The sequence below is a fragment of the Chitinophaga sp. genome (genome assembly GCF_035564935.1).
In the GTDB taxonomy this organism is placed as follows: Bacteria; Bacteroidota; Bacteroidia; order Chitinophagales; family Chitinophagaceae; genus Chitinophaga.
Window position 1 is genome coordinate 1 of record NZ_DATMTE010000758.1, and the last position, 4,443, is coordinate 4,443.

At 50.6% G+C, this 4,443-nt stretch carries 4 protein-coding genes; all 4 read left to right on the plus strand.

Annotation, left to right across the window (positions count from 1 at the left end):
* The coding region (locus VN105_RS19630) for a RagB/SusD family nutrient uptake outer membrane protein (protein WP_325643345.1) at nucleotides 1–907 on the plus strand (907 nt) is incomplete at its 5' end.
* A gap of 19 nt (nucleotides 908–926) precedes the next feature.
* Entirely contained in the window at nucleotides 927–2,009 is a 1,083-nt protein-coding gene (locus VN105_RS19635; RefSeq protein ID WP_325643347.1) for a TlpA disulfide reductase family protein, read from the plus strand.
* 11 nt (nucleotides 2,010–2,020) lie between these two features.
* Nucleotides 2,021–3,142, plus strand: a complete 1,122-nt coding sequence (locus VN105_RS19640) for a TlpA disulfide reductase family protein (RefSeq protein ID WP_325643349.1) — start codon at nucleotides 2,021–2,023, stop codon at nucleotides 3,140–3,142.
* Between the two features lie 24 nt (nucleotides 3,143–3,166).
* The gene (locus tag VN105_RS19645; protein ID WP_325643350.1) at nucleotides 3,167–4,375 is read left to right on the plus strand and encodes a TlpA disulfide reductase family protein; all 1,209 of its coding nucleotides are present in this window, start codon (nucleotides 3,167–3,169) and stop codon (nucleotides 4,373–4,375) included.
* Nucleotides 4,376–4,443: the final 68 nt, after the last annotated feature.

A 4,443-nucleotide genomic window follows, 5' to 3' on the forward strand; every position in this document is an offset into this window, starting at 1 on the left:
TGAATTTGTAACGGTATCCGCTACAGCAAAGGCACGCAGCTCGGTGAAAGAAAGCTACGATGCTATCCTGGCGGATATAGATGACGCCATCGCCAACGCCCCTGCCGAAAATAAAGTCTTTTACACTACCCGCTGGGCGGCCATGGCCCTCAAAATGAGAGTGCTGATGAGCCACGGTCAAACGGCCGATTACCCGTTAGTCGCCGCGCTGGCAGATAGCATCATCCTCCATGGCAAATACACCCTGGAACCGCAGCTGAAAGACCTCTTCTATGCAAAAGGACTCTCCAGCCCGGAAGTGATCCTGGGGATTAAATCGCAGCAGAACCAGGAAAACTACTACTATGTGCTCGGCCGGCAATACTGGCCCGGCGCCTCCTCGCTCTACACCGCCAAAACAGCGCTGAAAGATCTCCTGGCAAACGATCCCCGCGGCACGTGGATGGTAGGAGATCCCAATCCCAGCGCCGACAATTCCTTTTATTTCCTGAAATATATCAAGCAGGGAGAAACGCCCACGCCATTATCAGAAACGGCTTATGCTTTCCGTTTAACAGAAGTATACCTGCTGAAAGCGGAAGCCATTGTACGCGGGGGAGGCAGCCTGGCCGATGCCCGTACCATTCTTAAAAATATTATGGGCCATGCCGGCGTTACAGATTTTTCTGCAGCAGATAATGCTACTACCGCAAATGAAATGCTGAAGCAGTTGTATCTTGAAACTTCACGCAACCTGGTAGGAGAGGACGGCCAGGAATGGATGTCGCTGTTAAGACTTCCATCTTCCCTTATCGGGGAATTAAGACCCACGGCAAACGATAAAGTCAAATATATTCTGCCCATTCCGCATGAAGAATTTCTAAACAACCCGGCCATCGGAGAGCAGAACCCAGGTTATCAGAAATAATCACCATTAAATAACGAATATGAAACTCCACACACCCATCATGTTTGCCACACTGCTGGCCGCAGCCTGCAGTCAGCCCAAAGCCCCTTCCGCCAGCATCACGGCGGAACTGCGCGGACTGAAAGATTCCGTTGTTTTTATTTCCATACCGGTAGCCGATTCCGCTAAAACAGATACTGTACCGGTAAAGGACGGCCATTTCACCTGGACGGGTAACGTTACGGAACCGCAAAAAATATACATAGGTACCTCCACCCGTTACCTGGAACTGTTCGTGGAAAATACTGCCATAAAACTGGATGGTAACATTGACTCTACGGATCAGATCAGGATCACCGGCTCTGCCTCCCAGGATGCATACGAAGCCTTTAAGAAATCTATCAGCGATATCACCAGCCAGGAAGATGCCCTCTACCCGAAGTTTCAGGAGGTGAAAGACAACGATTCAGCAAAAGCTGCATTGGAAAACAGCCTGGAAGCATTGCGTAAACAAAGGCACGACCGCGCAAAAGCATACATCAAAGCACACCCGGAAAGCCCCGTAAGTGTGAACATGGTGGCAGATATGGCAGTGATGGGCGAATATGCGCCGGTAGACAGCCTGTATCGCGTACTCACGCCGGAAGCGCAGCAAACGGGTGCGGGGGTACGACTGGCAAAACGCCTCGCCGTACTGAAGAAAAGCGCGCTCGGCCAGCCTATGATCGACTTTACACAAAACGATGTAGATGGTAAGCCCGTTCGCCTCTCCGACTTCAAAGGCAAGTATGTACTGCTCGATTTCTGGGCCAGCTGGTGCGGTCCTTGTCGCGCTGAAAACCCCAACGTGCTGAAGGCTTACAACAAATTCAAAGACAAAAACTTCACCGTTCTCGGCGTGTCCCTCGATGACAAAGCCGATAAATGGAAGGAAGCCATTAAGCAGGATGGTATGCCCTGGATGGAAGTATCCGACCTGAAAGGCTGGCGCAACGAAGTAGCGCAGGAATACGGTATCCAGGGGATCCCTTTTTCTTTCCTGATAGATCCGCAAGGCGTTATTATCGCGAAGGATCTGAGAGGCGCCGCACTGCATACTAAACTTGCTGAAATACTGAAATAAAACAGAACATTATGAAGCATTATAAACAGGCCATTGCTGCCCTGTTGCTGCCGGCAGCACTCACTACGGTGGTACAGGCACAGCAAAATACCACCATCACCGCCACCATCAAAGATCTGCCCGCAGGGCAGTGGGTATATTGGAGCTCGCAGGGCGGCGATGATCGCCGCGATTCAGTGCAAACTACTGCCGGTGGCTTTACTATCAAAACAAACATCGCCCCCGGCGAAGCGGATTTCTATATCATCAAAATCGGGAAACCTTATGGTGAGCATAACGTGATCCTTTATTACCTCGATAAAGGCAACATCACCATCAAAGGCAATGGCCCCCAATTTAAAGACGCCGTATTCGGAGGACCGCAGTTCGTAAAAGATAACAACGATTATGCGGCTACCCTGAAAAAGGCCCCTGGCCTGCAAGGGCGGGCAGAGCTGTACGAAAAGATGAATAAGCTATACGCGGAAAAAGATTCTGCCGGCCTCGCTGCATTGCAGCCTGAAATGGAACGTATGCGGAAGGAAAGCGATAGCCTCACCAAACAATGGATCCTGCAACATCCTGCATCCGGCATCGGCGCACCGTTGCTGTCGTACCTGAGCGATATGACGCTGGAAGAAAAAGAAAGCATCTTCAATAAGTTGTCGGCCTCCGCAAAGGAAAACGGCCCCGCAAAACGCCTGGCGTACAGCATCCGCGTAAATAAACTCACCGGTATTGGCAGTATGGCGCCCGATTTTACCCAGAACGATACACTCGGCAAACCCGTTTCCCTGAAGGATTTCCGCGGAAAATATGTGCTTGTTGACTTCTGGGCCAGCTGGTGCGTTCCCTGCAGGGGAGAAAATCCCAATGTAGTAGCCGCCTTCAATAAATACAACAGTAAAAACTTTACCGTGCTTGGCGTATCGCTGGATCAGCCCACCGGCAAAGAGAAATGGCTGAACGCCATTCACCAGGATAACCTTACCTGGACACATGTATCAGACCTGAAATTCTGGAACAATGCCGTGGCCAAACAGTATGATATCCGCAGCATCCCCAGTAACCTGCTCATCGATCCTTCAGGTAAGATCATCGCAAAAGACCTGCATGGGGATGAACTGGAAAAGAAACTGGCAGAAGTATTATAATCATCTCATTAAAAAAATATCCGTATGCAATATACGCTCATCGCATTACCCTTTATTGCATTGCAATTCGGGGCACAGGCGCAGGAAAAATTACCATTTACCCTTTCGGGAGATATTAAAGGGCTGCCCAATCGCTACGTGTACCTCAGCTATGCAGAAAGCGCCGCTGAATACCGGACCGATAGCGTGCTGCCTCAAAACGGCCGCTTTACCTTTAAAGGCAACCTCGTGCAACCCGTAGAAGCACGCATGTACATAGATAAGAAAGCCGCCATGTACGGCGAAGGCGATATGACCTCCTTTTTTATGGAGGCCGCTCCCATGAAACTTACTTCCGCTACCGGGCGGCTGAAAGATGCAAAGCTTACAGGCTCTAAAGTCCAGCTGGACCAGGACCAGCTCACCGCTGAACGTGCACCCGTTCAAAAAAAGCTGCAACCCCTGTCAGCTGCCTATAACAAATTGAACCTGGAGTACATCGCCGCCATGAAAGCAAAAAAAAGCGATGCACAGCTGGAACCCTATAAAACAAAACTGGACAAGCTGAAAGACCAGATGGAGCCTTACTATGAGCAAATGGAGAAAACGGATAAAGCCTTTATTACGCAGCATCCCAACTCATACGTATCTGCACAGCTGCTCCGCTTTCGTGTAAGCGGCATGCCCCTGCAGGAAGGCGAAGCCTTTTACGCTAAAATGTCGCCGGCCATGCAGCAAAGCGCCGATGGCCTCGAAATCAAAAAGGAGCTGGATGGTCTGCGTGCCGGCTCTCCCGGCAGTCCTGCCCATGAGTTCACCAAAACGGATATCAACGGTAAAACTATTAGTCTGGCTGATTTCAAAGGCAAATACGTAATGCTCGACTTCTGGGCCAGCTGGTGTGGTCCCTGCCGCAAAGGTAATCCCCACCTGAAAGAACTGTACAGTAAATACAGCGCCAAAGGCTTTGAGATCATCGGCGTTTCCGACGACGACTCCAAACCCGAAGCCTGGAAAAAAGCCGTTGACCAGGACGGCATTGGCATCTGGCGCCACGTGCTCCGCGGGCTGGACTGGAGCAAACGGGAAAAGAACCTGCCCAACCCGGAGGACGTAAGCGATTATTACGGCATCCATTCTCTCCCCACAAAGATCCTCATTGATCCAAATGGCGTCATCATCGGCCGCTATGGCGGCGGCGGGGAAGACGATGACGCTATGAACAAAAAGCTGGCGGAGATTTTCGGCGCGTAACGCGGATTTTGTCTGACTCAGGATTAAACTGATTACGCTGATTACGCTGATTAGATTTGTTATGATTT

Bases quoted from the DNA above. Each gene is read 5' to 3' on its own strand.
- VN105_RS19635 (WP_325643347.1), top strand. From the start codon at position 927: ATGAAACTCCACACACCCATCATGTTTGCCACACTGCTGGCCGCAGCC.
- VN105_RS19640 (WP_325643349.1), top strand. From the start codon at position 2,021: ATGAAGCATTATAAACAGGCCATTGCTGCCCTGTTGCTGCCGGCAGCA.
- VN105_RS19645 (WP_325643350.1), top strand. From the start codon at position 3,167: ATGCAATATACGCTCATCGCATTACCCTTTATTGCATTGCAATTCGGG.